The organism is Rheinheimera sp. (assembly GCF_036782235.1).
In the GTDB taxonomy this organism is placed as follows: Bacteria; Pseudomonadota; Gammaproteobacteria; order Enterobacterales; family Alteromonadaceae; genus Pararheinheimera.
This window is the reverse complement of sequence record NZ_DAIPZL010000014.1, coordinates 42,132-65,908: the sequence shown is the minus strand read 5'-3', so window position 1 is coordinate 65,908 and position 23,777 is coordinate 42,132. Positions and strand designations below refer to the sequence as shown.

Sequence of the window (23,777 nt, the reverse complement as noted above, 5' to 3'; positions counted from 1 at the left end):
AACGCTGCGGAATATAAAGACGTCCAGAAGTCCTGTCAAATAACTTTATGTTATGCCTTAAAGCATCTTTTATTTAGTAAACTCTGAATAACTACATTTTTATGGTTGAATTTACCCAATAAAACGCCATATCCATGGTCTGTCAGCTGTGTGAGCTGCAGCTATGTCCGAGCCTAACCGCTTTAACCGGTCAAATCAGAGTGCGGAGTTTTTATGTTTAATTTTTCTTATCAGAACCCAACCCGTATTGTGTTCGGCGAAGGTCAAATCAGCCAGTTAGCCAATTTAGTGCCCAAAGGCAGCAAAGTATTGCTGACCTATGGTGGGGGTTCTATTAAACACAATGGCGTGTATCAGCAAGTGATGCAAGCATTAGATGGTTTTGAAGTTGTTGAATTTTCAGGCATTGAACCTAATCCGTCTTTTGAAACTTTATTAAAGGCGGTAGAGATTGTTAAAACTCAGGGCATCAGTTATTTATTGCCTGTGGGTGGGGGCAGTGTGATTGACGGCACTAAGTTTATTGCCGCCGCAGCGCTTTATCAGGGCGATCCATGGGATATCCTGGCAAAACGGGCGCCAATCAGCGCAGCCTTGCCACTTGGCTGTGTACTCACTTTGCCGGCAACAGGTACCGAGAGTAACGGCAATTCAGTGGTCACCCGCTACAGCACTCAGCAGAAATTGTCTTTTGCCAGTCCCTTGGTGTATCCGCAGTTTGCGGTGCTGGACCCAACCGTGACGTACAGCTTGCCGCCTAAACAAGTCGCCAACGGTGTGGTGGATGCTTTTGTGCATGTGATGGAACAGTATATGACCTATCCGGTTAATGCCGCTGTGCAGGACCGATTTGCCGAAGGTTTATTGCTGACGCTACTGGAGCAGGGGCCTTTGGCGCTAAAAGATCCGCACAATTACGACGTGCGCGCCAATGTAATGTGGGCTGCAACCATGGCACTCAATGGCCTGATAGGTCAGGGCGTGCCCCAAGACTGGGCCACCCATATGATTGGCCATGAGCTAACCGCTTTATATGGCCTGGATCACGCTCAAACCCTGGCCATTGTGTTGCCAGCTTTGTTACAGCAGCAGCGCAGTCAAAAACGCGAAAAGCTGATCCAGTATGGTAAAAGGGTATTTAACCTGCAACATACAGACGAAGAGCGCTTAATTGACGAGACCATTGCCCACACCAGAGCTTTTTTTGAGCAAATGGGCGTGCCTACCCGTCTGGCCGACTATGGTGTCACCAGTGAAGCGGTAGATGCAGTGCTGGTTAAACTTGAGCATCACAAAATGCTGAAGCTGGGTGAACATGGTGACATTACCCTTGAGGTGTCCCGCAAAATTTTAACTGCAGCATTGTAATTCAACTGCTGAACGTGGTGTTTGGACGCCAAGGCAGTCAGCGCCATTCGAGTACCAAGGGCAGCACCGCTGCCCTTTTTGTTTTTGCGGTTTTTCAAAACCTTTTCTTTCGCTGATCCGACCGGCTGCACCTTAGTGCATTTTGCTTTTTGGCTGGTCAGGCAGGGAGTTCAGACGTTATGATAACGCTTTTGTTTCAGAGCATCGGACTCCCTGTTGATGACTTTACCTGCAGTCCCCTGTTTAGTTGTGCTTGCCGCCGGTATGGGCAGCCGTTTTGGCGGTGATAAACAACTGGCGCAGCTTGGCAGCACAGGCCGCACTTTGTTGCATTTTAGTGTGATGGACGCGTACAACGCCGGCGTACGGCAGTTAATACTGGTGATCCGCGCTGAACTCATATCAGCCCTGGAGCAACAAGTGTTGCCGCATTTTCCGGCCGATTTAACAGTACAGCTGGTGCTGCAGCAAGGGCATGATCTGCCGGCTGGTGTTGTGATACAACCACGGGACAAACCCTGGGGTACAGCCCATGCGCTGTGGTGTGCCCGTGATGCGGTGCAAAATTCTCCGATGATAGTGATCAACGCTGATGATTATTATGGCAGTGACGCCATGCAGCTGTTGGTGCAACATTTTATGGCTGAAAAACCGGTATCTGCCTGCTCATCTGAGGTTGAACTTAATGGCGAATGGGCTATGGTGGCCTTTGAATTGTCACAGACTTTGTCAGCGCATGGTGGCGTGAACAGAGGACTTTGTGTGGTCCAGCAGCATTATCTGCAGTCTGTCACTGAATGTTGTGATATCAGGCAACAAGGGGCGCAGCTTTATGGCCAAAGTGGCAGCGGCCAATTGCTGCCACTGGATCCTGCTCAGGCGGTCTCGATGAATATCTGGGGTTTTAGCGCCGCCATCATGCCAAAACTGGCGCAGGCCCTGACTGAGTTTTTTCAGCAGATGCCGCAGCCAAAAGCCGAATGTTATTTGCCATCAGTGGTGAACAGTGCTTTGCAACAAGGACAACTTTTAAAAGTCTATTTGTCGCACCAGCGTTGGTTTGGTGTTACTTATCCTGCTGATTTAGCAGAAATTGTGGATCATTTTCAAACAAAAAATACGGCATGATGCCGCTGTGGAACTTATTGCATGACATCCAGTGTTGTAACACAAACAAAAGCCGGGGCTCAGCCTGCTGTAAAGTCACATCCGCTGGTCACGGCTGAGGTGCTGCAAGCTTACCAATTGTCGGCACATACTGACATTCTGCCTTTTGGCAATGGCCATATTAATCAGACTTTTTTATTAAAAGATGGCGATAAGCGACTGATATTACAAAAAATTAATACCGCTATTTTCCCATCAGCCCAGGATCTGGTGCAAAACGCGCTGAAGATTGAACAGCATTTGCTGGCGAAAAAACAGCAGGGTTTATATGGGCTTGAAGTGCTGCGACAGCAGGCCAAGGCTGATGGCAGTTATCTGGCTGGCACAGCACAGGATTTACGGGCTTTGCAGTTTATTGACAATGGCAGCAGCATCGAAGTGGTTGAAAATCCGGCGCAGGCTTATGCCGCAGCCCTTACTTTTGGTCAGTTTGCCGCTGCGCTTGCCGATTTTGATGCGTCGCAGCTGGTCACAGTGCTGCCTGATTTTCATCATCTTGGCATGCGCTTTATGCAGCTGAAACAAGCGATCAGCGCAGATGCTTCAGGACGGTTAAGTCAGTGTCAGCAATTGGTGGATTATTGTCTGGCACAACAAGCTCTGGTGACTGAACTTGAACAAGTTTGTGCTGCTTTGCCGCTGCGGGTCTGCCATAACGACACCAAAATCAACAATATGCTGTATTCGGCGCAGTTGCAGCGTGGCATTGCCGCTATAGATCTGGACACTTGTATGCCGGGTTATTGGTTATTTGATTTTGGCGATATGGTGCGTACCTGCTGCTCACCTGAGCCGGAAGATTCATTAGATACCGAAGCAGTCAGAGTGCGGCCTGAGATTTTTAAGGCTTTGGCTGAAGGTTATTTAACGGGCCTGGCCGGCGTGATCAGCAAAGCAGAAAAACAAAGTTTATTGCTGGGGGCCAAAGTGATGTGTCTGATGATTGGCATCCGCTTTTTAGCCGACCATCTGAATGGCGATCGTTATTTTGCCATCAAAAGGCCAAACCATAATTTACAAAGGGCGCAAAACCAAATTCGTTTATATCAGGATTTATTAAAGCAAGAACCCACACTGGCCGCCTGTTTCAGTGAATAGCGGCCGGTTTTTTTAATGATTCAGCGGTGATGCTGGCTGCAACACAAATGACAGCCGGCGCAATAGATAGGTAAGTTCATGACAAAAATAGGTATTTTTGGCGCCAATGGCCGGATGGGACGTGCTCTGGTGACAGTGGCTGCTGAGCAAAAACTCAATCTGACTCAGGCCACAGTGCGCCAGGGGTCAGCGCTGCTTGGGGTGGACGCCGGTGAGTTGGCAGGTTGCGGCAAACAGGGGTTGTTGCTGAGTGAAACCTGTTTAAATTCAGTGCAACAAGCCGATGTCTGGGTCGACTTTACCATGCCCGAAGCCATGCTGGCGCAGCTTGAATTGGCAGTGCAGGCAAAAAAAGCCATGGTGATTGGCGTCACAGGTTTGTCGGATGAACAATATGCCCGGGTCAAAGCTGCCAGTGAGGTCATTCCGGTGGTGTGGGCGCCTAATATGAGTGTTGGCGTCAACCTGCTGCTGCATCTGGTGCAAACCGCCGCCAAAGTGATGGGGCAAAGTGCTGATATCGAAATTATTGAAGCGCATCATCGCTTTAAAAAAGATGCCCCCAGCGGCACTGCGCTCGCTATTGGCAACAGTATTGCCAAAGCCATAGGCCGCGATTTAAGCCAATGTGCTGTGTATGGCCGTGAGGGCATTACTGGCGAGCGCGATCAGCAAACCATTGGTTTTGCCACAGTTCGGGGTGGGGACATTATTGGCGATCACACAGCGCTTTTTGCCGACCTGGGCGAAAGACTGGAAATTACCCATAAAGCATCCAGTCGCAGCACTTTTGCTCAAGGCGCGTTAAGGGCAGCGCTTTGGTTGCAAAATAAACAGCCTGGACTTTATTCTATGCAGCAAGTGCTGGGTTTAGCAGACTTAGCTTAGGTTTTTGAGCAATTCTTCGCAAAATTGCTGCAAAACCGTTATTTTTATAATTTTTCAAAAAAGGATTAGACCAAATCCAGCAAATAGCCTAAAATACTGCGGTTTGCCTGAAGGGTCTGTTAGCCACTGTTGATTGGTGAATACATGCATCAATAAGCAGAATGCAACAGCCAAAGCGCAATAAAGAGTACACAATTTTGGGTCAGAACGGGTTGTAAAACATTGTCAGTTTTCGCCCGTTTTTTGCTGTTTGGAGGTTACCTTGACTAAGTCCGCCCTGCTCGTACTGGAAGACGGCACCGTATTTCGCGGTACAGCCATTGGCGCTGAAGGTGTTTCTGTTGGTGAAGTAGTGTTTAACACTTCGATGACAGGATATCAGGAAATTTTGACCGATCCTTCGTATGCTGAGCAAATGGTCACGCTGACCTATCCCCACATTGGTAATACCGGCACCAATGATGAAGATGAAGAATCCGGTAAAGTTTGGGCCAAGGGCCTGATTATTCGTGACCTTCCTCTTCTTGCCAGCAATTTCCGCAATCAACGTTCTCTTAGTCAATATCTTCAAGACCACAACATTCTCGGCATCGCCGACATCGATACCCGTAAGTTAACCCGCATCCTGCGTGAAAAAGGCGCTCAGAACGGCTGTTTAATGGCAGGCGATATCGACGAAGCCAAAGCTTTAGAGCTGGCGCGCAGTTTTCCAGGTCTGTCGGGCATGGACTTAGCCAAAGAAGTGACAGTGAAAGAAGCTTACCAGTGGACTGAAGGCAGCTGGAAATTAGGCGAAGGTCATCAGGCCGCAAAAGAGTCTAAGTTTCACGTCGTTGCTTACGATTTTGGTGTGAAACGCAATATTTTACGTATGTTGGCAGACCGCAGCTGTAAATTAACTGTAGTTCCGGCCAAAACCACAGCGGCTGAAGTGCTGGCGATGAACCCGGATGGCATCTTTTTATCCAACGGCCCTGGCGACCCGGCACCTTGTGATTACGCCATTAAAGCGATCGAAGAGTTCCTGAAAACCGACATTCCGGTGTTTGGTATTTGTTTAGGCCACCAGTTATTAGCGCTGGCGAGCGGTGCCAAAACCTTAAAGATGAAATTTGGCCACCACGGTGGTAACCACCCGGTGCAGAATCTGGACAGCAAAAAGGTGTTGATCACAGCGCAAAACCACGGTTTTGCTGTTGATGAAGCGACTTTGCCAGCCAATCTGCGCGCCACTCATAAATCGTTGTTTGATGGTTCACTGCAGGGCATTCACCGCACTGACAAACCGGCGTTCAGCTTCCAGGGTCACCCTGAAGCCAGCCCGGGGCCGCATGAAGCCTCTGAACTGTTCGACCACTTTATTGATTTAATGACCCAAGCCAAAGCCAAATAAGCCAGGAAAAGAGACGAGACATGCCAAAACGTACCGACCTTAAAAGTATTCTGATCCTCGGCGCTGGTCCTATTGTTATCGGCCAGGCCTGTGAATTTGACTATTCAGGCGCTCAGGCCTGTAAAGCCCTTCGTGAAGAGGGTTACCGCGTTATTCTGGTGAACTCGAACCCGGCCACCATTATGACCGACCCTGAGATGGCTGACGCCACTTATATCGAGCCAATTCACTGGCAGGTAGTGGAAAAAATTATTGAAAAAGAACGTCCATGCGCAGTGTTGCCAACCATGGGCGGTCAGACCGCATTAAACTGTGCGCTGGATTTAGAGCGCCACGGTGTGCTGGCGAAATACAATGTGGAAATGATTGGCGCTACAGCCGACGCAATCGACAAAGCAGAAGATCGTAGCCGTTTTGACAAAGCCATGCGTTCTATCGGTCTGGCTTGTCCACGTGCAGGCCTGGCACATTCGATGGAAGAAGCCTACGAAGTGCTGGAGAAAATCGGTTTCCCATGCATTATCCGTCCTTCTTTTACCATGGGTGGTTCAGGCGGTGGTATTGCTTATAACCGTGAAGAATTTGAAGAAATCTGTACCCGTGGCCTGGATTTATCACCAACCAAAGAGTTGTTGATTGACGAATCTCTGATTGGCTGGAAAGAGTATGAGATGGAAGTGGTGCGGGATAAAAACGACAACTGCATCATTGTTTGTTCTATCGAAAACTTTGACCCTATGGGCGTACACACTGGTGACTCTATTACCGTAGCGCCGGCGCAAACCCTGACCGATAAAGAATACCAAATCATGCGCAACGCTTCTTTGGCGGTATTGCGTGAAATTGGTGTGGAAACCGGCGGTTCCAATGTGCAGTTTGGTATCAACCCGGTGGATGGCCGCATGGTGATCATCGAGATGAACCCGCGTGTGTCACGTTCATCTGCACTGGCCTCTAAAGCCACGGGTTTCCCTATTGCCAAAGTGGCAGCCAAGCTGGCAGTGGGTTATACGCTGGACGAACTGGCCAATGACATTACCGGTGGCCGCACTCCGGCTTCTTTTGAGCCAAGCATCGACTATGTGGTGACCAAGGTGCCACGTTTTAACTTCGAAAAATTTGTCGGTGCCAACGACCGTTTAACCACACAGATGAAATCTGTCGGTGAAGTGATGGCCATTGGCCGCAACCAGCAGGAATCTTTGCAAAAAGCGCTGCGTGGTCTGGAAATTGGTGTTTGTGGCCTGGATCCAATCATCGACATTCATGCGCCCGAAGCCAAAGAAAAAATCACCCGTGAACTGCGCGAGCCAGGTTCTCACCGGATTTGGTACATTGCCGACGCCTTCCGTTTTGGCATGAGCATGGACGAAATCTTTAAGCTGACCAATATTGACCCCTGGTTCCTGGTGCAGATTGAAGATCTGATCAAAGAAGAAGCAGCAGTGAAAGCCGGTGGTTTTGCCGGTTTGGACCAGGCGCGTTTAACAGTGTTAAAACGCAAAGGTTTTGCGGATAAACGTATTGCCGACATCTTAGGTGTGGCTGAAGCTGAAGTGCGTAAAAAACGTCACGGTTTTGGCTTGCATCCGGTTTATAAACGTGTCGATACCTGTGCCGCTGAATTTGCATCAGACACAGCTTATATGTACAGCACTTATGATGAAGAGTGTGAAGCCACCCCAAGCAACCGCGATAAAATTATGATTATCGGTGGTGGCCCGAACCGTATCGGTCAGGGTATCGAGTTTGACTACTGCTGTGTACACGCCGCTTTAGCGCTGCGTGAAGACGGTTATGAAACCATTATGGTGAACTGTAACCCTGAGACAGTATCAACCGACTACGACACCTCAGATCGTTTGTACTTTGAACCTATTACGCTGGAAGACGTGCTGGAAATAGTGCGTAAAGAACAGCCTAAAGGGGTGATAGTGCAATATGGTGGCCAAACGCCACTGAAATTAGCCCGTGCTTTAGAAGCGAACGGCGTGCCAATTATCGGCACTTCTCCGGATGCGATTGACCGCGCCGAAGACCGTGAGCGTTTCCAGCAAGCCGTTGAGCGTTTAGGCTTAAAACAGCCAAAAAATGCCACTGTCACCAGCCTGGAAGAAGCCATTAACAAAGCACCGGACATCGGTTATCCGATGGTGGTTCGCCCATCTTATGTGCTGGGCGGACGCGCCATGGAAATTGTGTACGACGACAATGATCTGCGTCGTTATATGACTGAAGCTGTCAGCGTTTCGAATGACTCACCGGTATTGTTAGACCGTTTCCTTGATGACGCCATTGAAGTAGACATCGACGCCATTTGTGACGGTACTGATGTGATTATCGGCGGTATTATGGAGCACATCGAACAAGCAGGTGTGCACTCAGGTGACTCCGCCTGTTCATTGCCACCCCACAGCCTGAGCCAGGATATTCAGGATGTGATGCGCGAGCAGGTGAAAAAGCTGGCACTGGAGCTGGGTGTGGTTGGTTTAATGAACACTCAGTTTGCGGTAAAAGACAACGAAGTGTACCTGATTGAAGTAAACCCGCGTGCTGCCCGTACTGTGCCTTTTGTGTCTAAAGCAACTGGTGTTGCTGTTGCCAAAGTAGGTGCGCGTTGTATGGCTGGCCGCTCACTGAAAGAGCAGGGTGTGACTAAAGAAATTATCCCGCCATATTTCTCAGTGAAAGAAGTGGTGATCCCTTTTAACAAGTTCCCTGGTGTTGACCCGCTGTTAGGCCCTGAAATGCGCTCAACAGGTGAAGTGATGGGCGTAGGTGAAACCTTTGCCGAAGCTTTTGCCAAAGGCGAATTAGGGGCAGGTACGCTGATCCCAACAGGGGGCCGTGCTTTACTTTCGGTGCGTGATAGCGATAAAGTGCGCGTGGTTGAGCTGGCAAGAACTATGGTTGGACTCGGTTTTGAACTGGACGCCACAGGTGGTACCCATGCCGCCCTGGTTGCTGCAGGTATTCCTTGCCGCGCCGTAAACAAAGTGTTTGAAGGTCGCCCGCACATTCTGGATCGGATCAAAAACGGTGAGTATAGCTACATTGTCAACACCACCGAAGGCCGTCAGGCCATTGAAGATTCCAAAGTGTTACGCCGTGGCGCACTGCAGCACAAAGCAAATTACACCACGACACTGAACGCAGCTTTTGCAACCTGTAAAGCAAATGCAGCCAATGCTTTTGCCACAGTCAATTCAGTGCAGGAGTTACACAAGAGAGTAAACGGATGAGTCAAATCCCGATGACAGTGGAAGGCGCGCAGGCTCTGCGCGACGAACTGCATGAGTTAAAAAGTGTGAAGCGCCCGGCTATTATCGAAGCGATAGCCGAAGCGCGTGAGCACGGCGATCTGAAAGAAAACGCTGAGTACCACGCTGCGCGTGAAGCCCAGGGTTTTTGTGAAGGTCGTATTCAGGACATTGAGGCCAAGTTGTCTAATGCCCAGATCATCGACGTCACTAAATTGCCCAACACCGGCAAGGTTATTTTTGGCACCACAGTCACTATCCTGAATCTGGAAACTGACGAAGAAGTGACGTACCGCATTGTGGGTGACGACGAAGCGGATATCAAAAACAACCGCATTTCAGTCAATTCACCAATAGCACGTGGCTTGATTGGTAAAGAGCTGGATGATGTGGTGAATATCAACACACCAAGTGGCATGGTTGAGTTTGAAATCACCAACGTTGAATATCGCTGATATGTCAATAAAGTAAAAAAGCGGCTTCGGCCGCTTTTTTGTTAGCTGTCAACATCTCTTGTTTCCCTTCTTGTTCGCTGTTGGCGTTTTTTAAAGATTTTTTTCTCAGTTGCGGTGTAATGCGGTTTTACCGCTCTGACTGCGACCAAGGTTGCATTGACAATCACTTTAATGCCTGGTGTAACATGGTGATGCCAAACAGTTTCCGCGCGAAGATAGCGGAAGCTCAGTGTGGCAGGCTGGTTGGCAAGGCCCCTAATGTGAGTGGGGCGGTTGGAGTTCTGATGAAACAAACAAAAGCTTATCAGTTACAGGTGCAACAACGAACCTTGTGGGTGCGCGCCAACGGAGTCTCCACTTTGTTGGTGGCAGCGGACTATCAAAAAGACTTTAAAGCCGCCGCAAAAGTGTTATTAGGCGGTGATTGGGCTGTAGTGGTTGATATGAGGTTGTGGCAGGTGAGCCCACAGCAAGTATTTGATTTATTTAAAGCTGTAGTGAGCTGGAGTTATGCCAATGGCTTAAAGCAGGTGGAAGTGATTAAACCCGCCGATCCCTTGCTGCTCTGGCAATATTTAAAAGCGACTGATGTACAGCAACCTGCAGATGTAGTGCGTAATTTTGTCGACGATGAAGAAACTGCCCGCCTGCATTTACAGGCGGCCGGTTATCTGACAGAAAAAACTTAACCGCGTGGCAGTACTAATTTTTTCTCTTTGGCAGCGCGGTATAAAACCAGAATGTGACCAATGACCTGCACTTTTTCAGCTTTGGATTCGCGCACTATCGCATCCATCACGGCAACTTTTTCGTCACGGTCGATGCTTGGCACTTTTACTTTGATTAGCTCGTGGTGTTCCAGTGCTAAATCAATTTCGGCCATCACCCCTTCGGTCAGGCCGTTGCCACCCAGTAAAATAATTGGTTTTAATTCGTGGGCTTTGGCTTTTAAAAACTGTTTTTGTTTGTTTGATAAACTCATAAGTAGACTTTTTCCATTGGGAAAGCTTGAAATTACGCTATTGTACCGCCATCTTGCAGGGAAGACCAATTAAGAGTAGTTCCATGACCAAGAAAAAGCGTTCTGCCAGCTCATCCAGATGGCTGCAGGAACATGTATCAGACCCTTTTGTGCATAAAGCGCAAAAATTAGGCTTACGTTCGCGGGCTTCATTTAAGCTCGAAGAAATTCAGCAAAAAGACAAACTAATTAAACCAGGCAACACTGTGGTGGATTTAGGTTCAGCTCCGGGCAGCTGGTCGCAATTAGCGGCTGAGCTGGTGGGGCCTTCAGGTTGCGTGATTGCCTGTGATATTTTGCCGATGGATCCCTTAGCTGGCGTTGCCTTTTTGCAGGGCGATTTTCGTGAAGATGCAGTGCTCAATGCGCTGCTTGACCGTATTGGTGGCCGTAATGTTGATGTGGTGTTGTCGGATATGGCACCCAATATGAGTGGAAACGCCACAGTTGATCAGAGCCGCAGTATGTACCTGGTGGAACTGGCACTGGATATGTGCAGCAAAGTACTGAAACAGAACGGCAGTTTTGTGGTCAAAGTATTTCATGGGGATGGTTTTGAACAATATGTGCAGAACATCCGTAATGTATTTGGCACTGTACGGATCCGAAAGCCCGATTCGTCGCGTTCACGTTCGAGCGAGACTTATATCGTGGCGACAGGCTTCAAACTCTAGTAAAGTAGCAACAGAAGCATTTTCTGGTAACAAGAGGTTATAACCTTGAGCGATATGGCAAAGAATTTAATGGTATGGCTGGTGATCGCCGTCATTTTAATGACGATGTTCAACAGTTTCAGTCCAACCGACCGTAGCGAGCGGCAAACCAGTTACACCCAGTTTATTAACGACGTGAAACAAGGCCAGGTTCGTGAAGTCAAAGTAGACCGCACTGGTGTGGTCACAGGTGTCAAACGTGATGGTCAGCGTTTTGAAACTGTGATCCCGGGTGGTTACGATGACGGTCTGCTCAAAGATCTGATTGAAAACGGTGTCGATGGCACAGGTGTGCAACCGGAAGAAGGTAGTCTGCTGGGGCAGATTTTTATTTCCTGGTTCCCGATGTTGCTGCTGATTGGCGTCTGGATTTTCTTTATGCGCCAGATGCAGGGCGGCGGTGGCAAAGGCGCCATGTCTTTTGGCAAGAGCCGTGCCCGTTTAATGGGCGAAGATCAAATTAAAACCACTTTTGCCGATGTGGCAGGCTGTGACGAAGCCAAAGAAGAAGTGTCTGAGCTGGTCGATTATTTAAAAGACCCATCACGCTTCCAGAAACTGGGTGGCCGTATTCCAAAAGGCGTATTAATGGTTGGCCCACCAGGTACAGGTAAAACTTTGCTGGCCAAGGCCATTGCCGGTGAAGCCAAAGTGCCATTTTTCACTATCTCAGGTTCTGACTTCGTGGAGATGTTTGTAGGTGTGGGTGCTTCCCGTGTGCGCGACATGTTCGAGCAAGCAAAAAAAGCCGCACCTTGTATTATTTTTATCGACGAAATTGATGCGGTAGGCCGTCAGCGTGGTGCTGGATTAGGTGGTGGTCATGATGAACGTGAGCAAACCTTAAACCAAATGCTGGTGGAGATGGACGGTTTTGACGGTAATGAAGGCATTATTGTGATTGCCGCAACCAACAGACCAGACGTGTTAGACCCAGCTTTATTACGTCCGGGCCGTTTTGACCGTCAGGTCACCGTTGGTTTACCGGATGTGCGTGGCCGCGAACAAATCCTGAAAGTGCATATGCGTAAAGTGCCATTAGGTGATGGTGTGGATGCATCATTAATTGCCCGTGGTACCCCAGGTTTTTCAGGCGCTGATTTAGCCAACCTGGTGAACGAAGCCGCACTTTTTGCTGCCCGTAATAACCGTCGCGTGGTGTCGATGGATGAGTTTGAAAAAGCCAAAGACAAAATTCTGATGGGTACAGAACGTCGTTCTATGGTAATGACGGAAAAAGAAAAAGAAATGACGGCTTACCACGAAGCGGGTCACGCTATTGTGGGTCGTCTGGTGCCTGAACACGACCCGGTTTACAAAGTCAGTATCATTCCACGTGGCCGTGCCCTGGGTGTGACTATGTATTTACCAGAGCGTGACAGAGTCAGTCATTCAAAACGTTACCTGGAAAGTATGATCAGCTCCTTGTTTGGTGGCCGTATTGCCGAGCAAATCATTTATGGTGACGAAGCTGTCAGTACCGGTGCTTCCAACGACATCGAACGTGCCACTAACCTGGCGCGTAAAATGGTCACCCAATGGGGTTTCTCAGACAAACTGGGCCCGTTGCTGTATGCCGAAGAAGAGGGTGAAGTGTTTTTAGGCCGTACTGTAACCAAGAACAAGAGTATGTCTGAAGACACTGTGAAGCTGATTGATGCTGAGATCCGCGATTTTATTGACCGTAACTATGCGCGTTCGAAAAAGTTGATTGAAGAAAATATGGATATTCTGCACGCGATGAAAGATTGCTTGATGCAATACGAAACTATCGACGCAAGACAAATTGATGATCTGATGGCGCGCCGTGAAGTGCGACCACCAGAGCATTGGGAGCCAAAGGACAAAAAGCCTGATCAGAGCTCTGATGGCGGTAGTGCCGTGGCGGCAGAAGTTAAAGTTGACGATAAACCAGCAGAAAACCCACTGCACTAAGTCGTGACTGATGGGCCTGATGTTGGTTCCTGTGACACGATAAATCGAATAAAAACCCCGACTTGTTCGGGGTTTGTATTTTTCAGCAGGATAAAATGAAGCGATAACGCCAACAGCGCCTGAGTTTAACCTGGTCGCTTGTTTCACCATAAAGCGTTTGATTGATACAGGCGCTGCAACTGGTTTTTATTGCAAATGCTTTTGGAATTAAGCGCCAGAACAGAATAATCAGTATTTTATCGCGCAAGTATATCAACGAGGTGTTTGATGTTATTGAGATTGCCCCGTAACCGTCAGTTGTCGTTAGATAAATGCAAACTGATGGCCATATTAAATGTCACGCCGGATTCATTTTCTGATGGCGGCAAATTTGTTGGCCATGACGCCGCTTTGCGTCAGGTTGAACAAATGCTTAAAGATGGTGCTGACATCATAGATATTGGCGGTGAGTCCACCCGTCCTGGTGCCGCAGAAGTATCCATCACCGAAGAGCTGAATAGAGTCATTCCTGTGATTGAACTTATCCGTCGTGAGTTTGATACTGTGATTTCTATTGATACATATAAAGCTGCAGTGATGAAAGCTGCCATTGAAGCTGGCGCCGATATCATTAATGATGTCAGAGCATTGCAGGATGAAGGTGCTATTGAGGTTGCAGTAAAAACTCAGGTGCCGGTTTGTCTGATGCATATGCGCGGTATGCCGGGTTCGATGCAACAGCTGGCCTATTACCAGCAAGTGACAGCTGAAGTGCTGAGTTTTTTATTAGAAAGAGCAAATGTTTGTATTAAAGCCGGCATAGCACCAGGTCAGATCATTCTGGATCCTGGTTTTGGATTTGCGAAAACGCTTGCCCACAATTACCGGCTGCTGGCTGAACTTGGTCAATTTCAGCAGTCTGGTTATGCCGTTTTGGCCGGCATGTCCCGTAAATCGATGATTGGCCAATTACTGAACAGGCCGGTATCAGAACGTTTGGCAGGCAGTATTGCCTGTGCCACAATAGCCGTTATGCATGGCGCCCGCATTATCCGCGCGCATGACGTCAGAGAAACAGCCGATGCAATAGCTGTGGCTGAAGCGACAATGTCTGGAGAATTAGAATGAGCAGGAAGTATTTTGGCACCGATGGGGTGCGTGGCCGGGTGGGTGAGTTTCCTATTACCCCTGAATTTGCCATGAAGTTAGGCTGGGCCGCTGGCCGGGTGTTGTCACAACGTGGGACCCGTAAGGTGTTGATTGGTAAAGATACCCGTATTTCCGGTTATTTACTGGAAACCGCGCTGGAGGCAGGTCTTATTGCTGCCGGTATCGATGTACGTTTACTGGGCCCTATGCCAACGCCTGCAGTGTCTTATCTGACCCATACTTTCCGCGCTGAAGCGGGTATTGTCATTAGTGCTTCACACAATCCTTATTACGATAACGGCATTAAATTTTTCTCGGCCGATGGTTCGAAGTTAGACGATGACATTGAACTGGCAATCGAAGCTGAGCTCGAGCAGCCGATGGTATGTGAACCATCAGAAAAACTCGGTAAAGCACAACGTATTGACGATGCCTCAGGTCGTTATATTGAATTTTGTAAAAGCCACTTGCCTAAACATATGTCGTTAAGCGGTTTTACTATAGTGCTGGACTGCGCCAATGGTGCCACGTACCACATAGCGCCAAACGTGTTTAAAGAACTGGGTGCTGAAGTTCATACTATCGCCTGTAGCCCCAATGGTTTAAATATCAATGAAAAATGTGGTGCTACCCATACCGAAGCGCTGCAACAGGCCGTGGTTGAATTAAAAGCTGACCTGGGTATTGCTTATGACGGTGATGGTGACCGTGTGATGATGGTCGATCACACAGGGCGGCAGATCGATGGGGATGAAATTATTTATATGATTGCCCGTTCTGCCAAAGAGCGTGGCCGGTTGCAAGGTGGGGTTGTTGGTACTTTAATGAGCAATATGGGCCTTGAACTGGCGCTGGCAGAATTGGATATTCCGTTTGCACGTAGCAAAGTCGGTGACCGTTATGTGATGGAGTTACTGCAGGAAAAAGGCTGGCGTATCGGTGGCGAGAATTCGGGCCATGTGTTGAATCTGGATCACGCAGGCACAGGCGATGGCATTATTGCCTCTTTGCAAGTGCTGGCTTCTATGATTGACACCAAATTATCACTGGCAGATCTGAGTCATGGTATGACCAAATTGCCGCAGGTGCTGGTGAATGTGAAATTTGAAAAAGGCACTGCGCCTTTAGAGAATTTACATGTCAAAGAAGTGATTGCACAGGTTGAACAGGAGTTAGCAGGGCAGGGGCGTGTACTTATCCGTAAATCGGGCACAGAGCCGCTGATCCGTGTAATGGTTGAAGGAAGAGAACAACAGCAGGTACGGGAATATGCCGAAAAAATTGCTGCTGCTGTGAAAATTGCAAGCTAGATAAAGGCTTTTGCGAAGCTGGTACTGCGGCTGATTGTGCAGTTTCAGCCTGACAAAACAACAGATAAAAAAAGCGCCAACGGCGCTTTTTTTATAACGCATGGCTTGTGCCTCAGAGCCATGTTCGTTAATATCTCGCGCGCTAAAACACCGGAGCTCTCATGACACAACGCAGACCATTAATTGCCGCCAATTGGAAGATGAATGGCAGTGTTGAACTGGTGGAACAAGCCAGTGCAAGCCTCAATAGTTTGGCTGCTTCAGCCGCTGAAATTCTGATCTGTCCGCCTGTAATATTTCTAAGTCAGTTTCCAAAAAGCGACAGATATAAACTGGGTGCTCAAAATGTCAGCAGTGAGCGCAGCGGTGCCTTCACAGGTGAAATAAGTGCTGATATGCTGCGCGCCGTTGGTGCTGAGTATGTGATTGTTGGTCACTCAGAGCGTCGTGCACTTTTTGCTGAAACTGACACTGTCGTTTTAGCAAAAACCAAGCAGGCAATTTCGGCGAAATTAACGCCAATTGTTTGTTTTGGCGAAACTTTAATCGAAAGACAGCAAGAAAAAACTATGCAGGTTCTTGCACAGCATTTGGATGCAGTGTATGCTGCGCACCCTGAATTGCTGAGGCATTCAGTCATCGCTTATGAGCCGGTCTGGGCCATAGGAACAGGTGAAACTGCGACGCCGGAACAGGCGCAGCAAGTGCATGCTTTTATCCGCTCTCATCTGAGTCAATATGATAAAGAAGCTGCACAACAAGTAAGAATTATTTACGGTGGTAGCGTTAACGCTGAAAATTGCGCTGCACTGTTCGCACAAGCCGACATAGACGGTGGTCTGGTTGGCGGTGCAAGTTTAAAACCTGCAGAATTTGCTGCAATTTGCCTAAGTGCACAGGATTAACCATGTACGAAATTGTAATTGTATTATACGTAATAGTTTCGCTGGCAATTATCGGTCTGGTATTGATCCAGCACGGTAAAGGTGCAGATATGGGCGCTTCTTTTGGTGCCGGTGCTTCTGCCACTATTTTTGGTTCTTCAGGCACAGGTAACTTTTTGACAAAATCAACGTCAATCCTGGCTGTAGTGTTTTTTGCGTTAAGCCTGGTGTTAGGTAATTACAATACCAGCCACATCGAGAAAAACTCTGAATTTGAAAATCTAACAGCCCCGGTTGTAGAAAAAGCACCTGCCGCTGAAGAAAAGAAAGACACAACTAAAGATATTCCGGTTGGTAACTAAGTTAACAACCACTGCCACGCAGTAAAATTTTTAGCCGAGATGGTGAAATTGGTATACACGCTACCTTGAGGTGGTAGTGCCCTAGGCATGCGGGTTCGAGTCCCGCTCTCGGCACCATTCTTTCAACTGTTCCTATTGTAATTTGTCCGATTGCAGCGATTTAAAACTCTGCTGCAAAAAGCAAACTAAGTCAGTGACAGTTAAAACAAATCTTGCGATACAGTGCCCGGCACTATATAATGCACGCCAGTTACGGACGCGGGATGGAGCAGCCTGGTAGCTCGTCGGGCTCATAACCCGAAGGTCGTCGGTTCAAATCCGGCTCCCGCAACCAACTTTTGCAAATCTTGTTTTGAAGTGCTTCAGACGCACAATAATGACAAAACAGTTTGCTGCACCGACGAGAAGTTAGTGCAAGATGTTTATCGGATGACTGCAACTTGTGGCGTAACTTCGATAAACAGACCAGATTTATAAACAAGATTGGCGATATCTTGTTTTTTCGGATTTAACTTCGCCCCGTTCTTCGGGGCGTTTTTATATCTGAAGTATTGATGTACTAAAATTCTGGGCTATATGCCCTTTTTTTATTTCTGGAGGTCTCTTTGACTAAACAAGAACAGCGCTTAACCGAGCTGTTAGGTCCAACAGTAGAAGCTGCCGGCTTTGAGTTGTTGGGCTGCGAGTTCGTGCCTGCTGGGCGTCATTCCACTCTGCGGCTTTTTATTGATCATCCGGACGGAGTGACAGTTGATCACTGTGCGCTGGTCAGTCGTGAAGTGGGCGCCATCCTTGATGTTGAAGACCCAATCCCTAACGAATACAACCTCGAAGTTTCTTCTCCTGGTCTGGACCGTCCGTTATTTACACCTGCTCATTTTGCCAAAGTTGTTGGTCAGAAAGTGGAAGTAAAACTGGCGATCCCGCAGGACGGCCGCCGTCGTTTTAAAGGACAGCTGCTGGAAATTGTCGATGACATGCTGGTAATTGAAGTGGATGGCAAACCTTATCGTTTGCTTATGGATAACGTAGATAAAGCAAACGTAGTTCCGGTTTTTTAAGTTAACCGGCTCTTAGTGAGGCAGAAAACATGGCAAAAGAAATTTTATTAGTAGTTGATGCGGTCTCGAACGAAAAGTCAGTACCGCGTGAAAAGATTTTCCAGGCATTAGAATATGCACTGGCCGCCGCTACCAAAAAGAAAAATGAAAGCGACATCGAAGTTCGTGTTTCTATTGACCGTAAAACCGGCGCTTATGAGACTTTCCGGCGCTGGCTGGTGGTTGCTGATGACCATGTAATGGAGCATCCAACCCGTGAAATGACATTATCGGCTGCACAATATGACGAGCCAGGCCTGCAAATCGGCGATTATGTTGAAGAGCAAATTGAATCTGTGGTGTTTGACCGTATCACAACCCAGATGGCCAAGCAGGTTATTGTGCAGAAAGTACGGGAAGCTGAACGTTCACAAGTGGTTGAAGCTTACATCGACCAGGTCGGTGAGCTGGTAACCGGTGTGGTGAAAAAAGTAAACCGCGACAGCGTTATTGTGGACTTAGGCAACAATGCTGAAGCCATGCTGGCGCGTGAAGAGATGATCCCACGCGAAACTTTCCGCCCGGGTGACCGTATCCGCGCTTTATTGTATGCAGTGAATCCGGAAGCACGTGGTGCACAGCTGTTTTTAAGCCGCACCCGCCCTGAGATGCTGATTGAACTGTTCCGTATTGAAGTACCGGAAATCGGCGAAGAAATGATTGAGATCCGTGGTGCCGCCCGCGACCCAGGCTCACGTGCCAAGATTGCCGTGAAGACCAACGACCGTCGTATTGACCCTGTGGGTGCCTGTGTGGGTATGCGCGGTTCACGGGTACAGGCTGTTTCCGGTGAATTAGGTGGTGAGCGTGTAGACATTGTGCTGTACGACGACAACCCGGCCCAGTTTGTGATTAATGCGATGGCCCCGGCAGAAGTGGCTTCTATCATCGTGGATGAAGAACGTCATGCAATGGATATCGCCGTTGAAGATGCCAACCTGCCAATGGCGATTGGCCGCGCCGGTCAGAACGTGCGTTTAGCCAGCCAGTTAACGGCGTGGGAGCTGAACGTGATGTCAGTGTCTGATATGAAGAAAAAGCACCAGGAAGAAAATTCCAAAGTGCTTGACCTCTTTATGTCCGCACTGGAAATCGATGAAGACTTTGCAGGTATTCTGGTCGACGAAGGTTTCTCGTCGCTGGAAGAAATTGCTTATGTACCTGTCAGTGAATTACTGGCGATTGACGGTCTGGACGAAGACACAGTGGAAGAGCTGCGTAAACGTGCCAAGGCTGTATTGACCACTCGTGCACTGGCCAGTGAAGAATCACTGGAAGGTGCAACACCGAGTGAAGCGCTGTTGAACCTGCCTGGTTTAGAAACGCACACCGCCTACGTGCTGGCAAGCAAAGGTGTGGTGACGCTCGACGATCTGGCTGAATTAGGTGTCGATGATTTGCTCGAAATTGAAAAAATGAACGAAGAAAAAGCTGCCGCGCTGATTATGGCTGCACGCAATATTGTTTGGTTTAGTGAAGAAAACTGATAGGTCAACGGAGGTAACATTGACATGGCAGAAGTAACGATTGAAAAACTAGCCAGTGATGTGGGAACGACTGTTGATCGGTTAGTCCAACAATTTGCTGATGCAGGCATCTCGAAAAAAGCCGGTCAGGTGGTTTCAGAAGACGAGAAAAAGTCTTTACTGGAGCATCTGAGCAAACAACATGGTGGTGCCAGCACTGAACCATCGCGTTTAACCTTAAAACGCAAAGAAACCACAACCCTGAGTGTCAGCGGTGGCGCAGGCCGTAACCGCGAAATTCAGGTGCAGGTATTAAAGCAAAAAACTTACGTTAAACGCCCGTTGGTCGACGAAGCTGCGGCGCAGGCTGCTGAAGAAGCCCGTTTAGCTGAAGAAGCGTTAAAGGCTGAAGAAGCACGTCAGGCGGCGGAAAAAGCGGCTGCTGAGCGCAAAGCTAAAGAAGAAGCTGAGAAAAAAGCTGAAGCTGAACGTAAAGCGTTAGAAGCGAAAAAGCAGGCAGAAGCCCGCGCTCAATTGCTCAAAGATGATCCGGAAGAAGCGGCCCGTCGTCAGGCAAAAGAAGACGCCAAACGTGAAGCAGACCGCATTATTGCCCAGCAAGATGCTGAGCGCCTGCGTAAGCTGGAATTAGAAGCACAACGTCAGGCAGAAGAAGCCCGTAAACTGGCGGAAGAAAACGCTGAACGTTGGGCCAAAGAAGAAAAATCACCGGTTGAAATTGGTGATTACCATCTGACCTCTAACGTGTATGCCAAACAGGCAGAAGACGAAGTTGACGCACGCGATGAGCGTGGCGGCCGTCGTCATGGCAAAAAAGCCCCTGTTGGCAAAGCCAAGAAAAAAGATGATGACGATAAAGATGCATTTAACCGCGCCAATCGCCATAAGAAAAAGAAAACACCAACCAGCATGCAGCACGGTTTTAATAAACCAGCCCAGCCTGTTGAGCGTGAAGTAAAAATTGGTGAAACCATCACTGTGGCTGAACTTGCCGCCAAAATGGCAGTAAAAGCTTCTGAAGTGATTAAAGTGATGATGAAGATGGGCGCTATGGCGACTATCAACCAGGTGATTGATCAGGAAACTGCGGCCATTGTCTGTGAAGAAATGGGCCACAAATTTACCCTGACCAAAGAAAACGAGCTGGAAGAAGCGGTGATGTCTGACCGTGAAGGCCAGGGCGAACTGGAGCCGCGTGCACCTGTTGTAACCGTGATGGGCCACGTTGACCATGGTAAAACGTCAACGCTGGACTACATTCGTAAAGCCAAAGTTGCGGCCGGCGAAGCTGGTGGTATTACTCAGCATATCGGTGCTTACCACGTTGAAACTGAACGCGGTATGGTGACTTTCCTCGACACCCCAGGTCACGCCGCCTTTACCTCAATGCGTGCTCGTGGTGCCAAAGCCACAGATATCGTGGTGCTGGTGGTTGCTGCCGACGATGGCGTGATGCCACAAACCAAAGAAGCGATTCAGCACGCTAAAGCGGCTGGTGTGCCTTTAGTGGTTGCAGTGAACAAAATGGATAAACCGGATGCAGATCCGGATCGTGTTCGTAACGAATTATCCCAGTACGATGTTATTTCGGAAGAATGGGGTGGTGACACTCAATTTGTGCCAATCTCTGCCAAAACCGGTATGGGCATCGACGATTTACTCGAAGCCATTCTGAACCAGGCTGAACTTCTGGAATTAAAAGCCGTGACCCAGGGCCTGGCCCGTGGTGTGGTGATTGAATCCCGCCTGGATAAAGGCCGTGGTCCTGTTGCTTCTATCCTGGTTCAGGAAGGTACGCTGCATCAGGGTGACATTGTACTTTGTGGTTTTGAATATGGCCGTGTTCGTGCAATGCGCGATGAAAACGGTAAAGAAGTAAAAACCGCAGGTCCTTCTATTCCGGTTGAGATTTTAGGTTTATCCGGTGTGCCACAAGCTGGTGATGAAGTCACAGTGGTGAAAGACGAGCGTAAAGCCCGTGAAGTTGCCCTGTATCGTCAAGGCAAGTTCCGTGATGTGAAACTGGCCCGTCAGCAAAAAGCCAACCTGGAAAACATGTTTGCCAACATGACAGACGGTGATGTGTCTGAGCTGAACATTGTACTGAAAGCAGACGTACAGGGTTCAGTGGAAGCTATCAGCGAGTCATTGCAGAAACTGTCGACCGACGAAGTGAAAGTGAAGATTGTGGGCAGTGGTGTTGGTGGTATTACCGAAACCGACGTAACACTGGCTGCAGCTTCATCAGCTATCGTGATCGGTTTTAACGTTCGTGCCGACGCTTCTGCCCGTAAACTGGTGGAAGAAGAAGGTCTGGACTTACGTTATTACAGCATCATTTATGAGCTGATTGACGAAGTCAAAGCGGCGATGACAGGTATGCTGGCACCAGAGTTTAAACAGCAGATCATCGGTCTGGCTCAGGTGCGTGATGTGTTCCGCTCACCGAAGTTTGGCGCTGTTGCCGGCTGTATGGTGACCGAAGGTGTGGTGAAACGTAACGCGCCTATCCGCGTTCTGCGTGACAACGTGGTGATCTACGAAGGTGAACTGGAATCACTGCGTCGCTTTAAAGACGACGTCTCTGAAGTCCGTAACGGTTTCGAATGTGGTATCGGCGTGAAGAACTACAACGACGTTCGTGAAGGCGACCAGATTGAGGTGTTTGAAGTGATTCAGGTTGTGCGTACACTGTAACGCAAGTACCTGATTAAACACTGTAAATATTAAAGCAGGGGCCGGGTGCCCCTGTTTGTTTCTATTGAAGCAGGACATTTTATGGCTAAAGAGTTCAGCCGGGTTGACCGGTTATCCCAACAGATGCAGCAGGAAATTGCCGTGATACTGCAGCGCGAAATTAAAGATCCGCGCCTGCACAGCATGATCACAGTGTCAGCGGTGGACGTATCCCGCGATTTATCTCACTGCAAAATTCATGTGACTTTTTTAGGCCTGGCGCCGGAAAAAGTGCAGGAGAACCTGAATATCTTAAATGACGCTTCGGGTTTTATCCGTAGTCTAATTGCCAAGCGCATTCAGGCCCGTATTGTGCCAACCATTCGTTTTTATTTTGATAAGTCGCTGGATGAAGGTATCCGCATGGCAAATCTGGTAGAAACTGTGCGTAAGTCGGACGAGAAAAAACGTCTGGCTGCAGGTCAGGAATTAGACACGCCAGCGGCCAAACACGCAGACGAAGAAGAATAAGCCAATGGCACGTCGTCCCGTGAATGGCATTTTGTTACTGGATAAGCCATTAGAAGTGTCCAGTAACGGTATTTTGCAGCGCATCCGCTGGTTGTATCAGGCGGAAAAAGCCGGCCACACCGGCGCGCTGGATCCGCTGGCTTCAGGTTTATTGCCGATTTGTTTTGGTGAGGCCACCAAGTTTTGTCAGTTTTTATTGGATACCGACAAAACCTATGAAGTGACAGCCAGGTTTGGCATTCGTACCGACACCAGCGATGCGGCCGGCGAAGTCATCAGCCAAAAGCCAATCACATTCAGCCAGAGCGAACTCGAGGCGGCTGTAGTAAAGGCGCGTGGACCACAACTTCAGGTGCCCACCATGTATTCGGCGCTGAAATATCAGGGCCAGCCGCTGTATAAATACGCCCGTCAGGGCATTACAGTGCCGCGTGAAGCCAGACCAATAGAGATTTTTAAGTTTGATTTATTGTCTTTTGATGGTCAGGACGCCCGTTTTGTCGTGCATTGCAGTAAAGGCACTTATATCCGCACTCTGATTGACGATTTAGGCGAAACTTTAGGCTCTGGTGCTTATGTCACGGCATTGCGCCGTATTCATGTTGGCCCTTTTAACGCCAGCCAGATGCGTACTGAAGCGGATTTAGTGCCGCTGAATGAACGTCAGGACTGGGCAGGGCTTGACGCTTTGTTATTGCCGATGGATCAGGCGCTGCTTGGCCTGCCGGAGCTTAGTGTAACACCAGCGCAGCATCAGCGCCTGGTGCATGGTCAGACAGTTGTGCTGAGCGATGCGGAATATGATGACCTGCAAGCTGCCGCTTCACTGGATGCAGTGAAACTTTACACCCAAACCGGTCAGTTTATTGGTATCGGCGCTGTGGCAGAGCAGGTGTTATCTGTACGCCGGCTGCTGAACACCAGCCAGTTTCAGCTTAACTGAAATATAGGTTGTAATCAGTAGCGGGCATGCTAGAATGCGCGCTGTTTTTTGGCTGTAT

At 48.7% G+C, this 23,777-nt stretch carries 20 protein-coding genes and 2 tRNA genes; 21 read left to right on the top strand and 1 reads right to left on the bottom strand.

Annotated features, from left to right (window positions below; genetic code table 11):
• Nucleotides 1-213 precede the first annotated feature (213 nt).
• The 8 genes from V7P87_RS14085 (at nt 214) to V7P87_RS14050 (ending at nt 10,318) form a co-directional block, all read left to right on the top strand.
• Complete coding sequence (locus V7P87_RS14085; protein WP_333797989.1) at nt 214-1,368, top strand: iron-containing alcohol dehydrogenase; 1,155 nt, start codon at nt 214-216, stop codon at nt 1,366-1,368.
• Between the two features lie 219 nt (nt 1,369-1,587).
• On the top strand, nt 1,588-2,496 hold the full coding sequence (locus V7P87_RS14080) for a nucleotidyltransferase family protein (protein ID WP_333797988.1): 909 nt from the start codon (nt 1,588-1,590) through the stop codon (nt 2,494-2,496).
• Between the two features lie 21 nt (nt 2,497-2,517).
• Nucleotides 2,518-3,633 (top strand): phosphotransferase enzyme family protein, encoded by a 1,116-nt coding sequence (locus tag V7P87_RS14075; protein WP_333797987.1) that lies wholly within the window; start codon nt 2,518-2,520, stop codon nt 3,631-3,633.
• Nucleotides 3,634-3,711: 78 nt separating this feature from the next.
• A complete protein-coding gene (dapB, locus tag V7P87_RS14070; RefSeq protein WP_333797986.1) occupies nt 3,712-4,521 on the top strand; it encodes a 4-hydroxy-tetrahydrodipicolinate reductase in 810 nt (269 codons plus the stop codon).
• Between the two features lie 262 nt (nt 4,522-4,783).
• Complete coding sequence (gene carA, locus V7P87_RS14065; RefSeq protein ID WP_333797985.1) at nt 4,784-5,914, top strand: glutamine-hydrolyzing carbamoyl-phosphate synthase small subunit; 1,131 nt, start codon at nt 4,784-4,786, stop codon at nt 5,912-5,914.
• Nucleotides 5,915-5,934: 20 nt separating this feature from the next.
• Nucleotides 5,935-9,156: a carbamoyl-phosphate synthase large subunit gene (gene carB, locus V7P87_RS14060; protein ID WP_333797984.1), complete on the top strand. Its 3,222-nt coding sequence runs from the start codon at nt 5,935-5,937 to the stop codon at nt 9,154-9,156.
• A complete protein-coding gene (greA, locus tag V7P87_RS14055) occupies nt 9,153-9,629 on the top strand; it encodes a transcription elongation factor GreA (RefSeq protein WP_296299795.1) in 477 nt (158 codons plus the stop codon). Before carB ends, greA begins: the two co-directional genes overlap by 4 nt.
• Before the next feature lie 284 nt (nt 9,630-9,913).
• On the top strand, nt 9,914-10,318 hold the full coding sequence (locus V7P87_RS14050; RefSeq protein WP_333797983.1) for a hypothetical protein: 405 nt from the start codon (nt 9,914-9,916) through the stop codon (nt 10,316-10,318).
• Here V7P87_RS14050 and yhbY read toward each other — a convergent pair.
• On the bottom strand, nt 10,315-10,611 hold the full coding sequence (gene yhbY / locus V7P87_RS14045) for a ribosome assembly RNA-binding protein YhbY (RefSeq protein WP_260657311.1): 297 nt from the start codon (nt 10,609-10,611) through the stop codon (nt 10,315-10,317). The genes V7P87_RS14050 and yhbY overlap by 4 nt on opposite strands.
• A gap of 83 nt (nt 10,612-10,694) precedes the next feature.
• Between yhbY and rlmE the strand changes: the two genes are divergently transcribed.
• The 13 genes from rlmE to truB all read left to right on the top strand — a co-directional run bounded on the left by rlmE (nt 10,695) and on the right by truB (nt 23,719).
• Complete coding sequence (gene rlmE / locus V7P87_RS14040) at nt 10,695-11,324, top strand: 23S rRNA (uridine(2552)-2'-O)-methyltransferase RlmE (RefSeq protein WP_260657312.1); 630 nt, start codon at nt 10,695-10,697, stop codon at nt 11,322-11,324.
• Between the two features lie 54 nt (nt 11,325-11,378).
• Complete coding sequence (gene ftsH / locus V7P87_RS14035; protein WP_333797982.1) at nt 11,379-13,298, top strand: ATP-dependent zinc metalloprotease FtsH; 1,920 nt, start codon at nt 11,379-11,381, stop codon at nt 13,296-13,298.
• Between the two features lie 267 nt (nt 13,299-13,565).
• A complete protein-coding gene (gene folP, locus V7P87_RS14030; RefSeq protein ID WP_333797981.1) occupies nt 13,566-14,405 on the top strand; it encodes a dihydropteroate synthase in 840 nt (279 codons plus the stop codon).
• On the top strand, nt 14,402-15,736 hold the full coding sequence (gene glmM / locus V7P87_RS14025) for a phosphoglucosamine mutase (RefSeq protein WP_296299801.1): 1,335 nt from the start codon (nt 14,402-14,404) through the stop codon (nt 15,734-15,736). The genes folP and glmM overlap by 4 nt, the downstream gene beginning before the upstream one ends.
• Before the next feature lie 161 nt (nt 15,737-15,897).
• Nucleotides 15,898-16,641, top strand: a complete 744-nt coding sequence (gene tpiA, locus V7P87_RS14020; RefSeq protein WP_333797980.1) for a triose-phosphate isomerase — start codon at nt 15,898-15,900, stop codon at nt 16,639-16,641.
• Between the two features lie 2 nt (nt 16,642-16,643).
• On the top strand, nt 16,644-16,982 hold the full coding sequence (gene secG, locus V7P87_RS14015) for a preprotein translocase subunit SecG (protein WP_333797979.1): 339 nt from the start codon (nt 16,644-16,646) through the stop codon (nt 16,980-16,982).
• Nucleotides 16,983-17,015: 33 nt separating this feature from the next.
• Nucleotides 17,016-17,099 (top strand) — tRNA-Leu (locus V7P87_RS14010).
• A 140-nt stretch (nt 17,100-17,239) separates the two neighbouring features.
• A tRNA-Met gene (locus tag V7P87_RS14005) sits at nt 17,240-17,316 on the top strand.
• Nucleotides 17,317-17,587: 271 nt separating this feature from the next.
• A complete protein-coding gene (rimP, locus tag V7P87_RS14000; protein ID WP_260657318.1) occupies nt 17,588-18,043 on the top strand; it encodes a ribosome maturation factor RimP in 456 nt (151 codons plus the stop codon).
• Between the two features lie 29 nt (nt 18,044-18,072).
• Complete coding sequence (nusA, locus tag V7P87_RS13995; RefSeq protein ID WP_333797978.1) at nt 18,073-19,569, top strand: transcription termination factor NusA; 1,497 nt, start codon at nt 18,073-18,075, stop codon at nt 19,567-19,569.
• 24 nt (nt 19,570-19,593) lie between these two features.
• Nucleotides 19,594-22,266, top strand: a complete 2,673-nt coding sequence (infB, locus tag V7P87_RS13990; RefSeq protein WP_333797977.1) for a translation initiation factor IF-2 — start codon at nt 19,594-19,596, stop codon at nt 22,264-22,266.
• Nucleotides 22,267-22,347: 81 nt separating this feature from the next.
• On the top strand, nt 22,348-22,776 hold the full coding sequence (rbfA, locus tag V7P87_RS13985; protein WP_296299809.1) for a 30S ribosome-binding factor RbfA: 429 nt from the start codon (nt 22,348-22,350) through the stop codon (nt 22,774-22,776).
• 4 nt (nt 22,777-22,780) lie between these two features.
• On the top strand, nt 22,781-23,719 hold the full coding sequence (gene truB / locus V7P87_RS13980) for a tRNA pseudouridine(55) synthase TruB (RefSeq protein WP_333797976.1): 939 nt from the start codon (nt 22,781-22,783) through the stop codon (nt 23,717-23,719).
• Nucleotides 23,720-23,777: the final 58 nt, after the last annotated feature.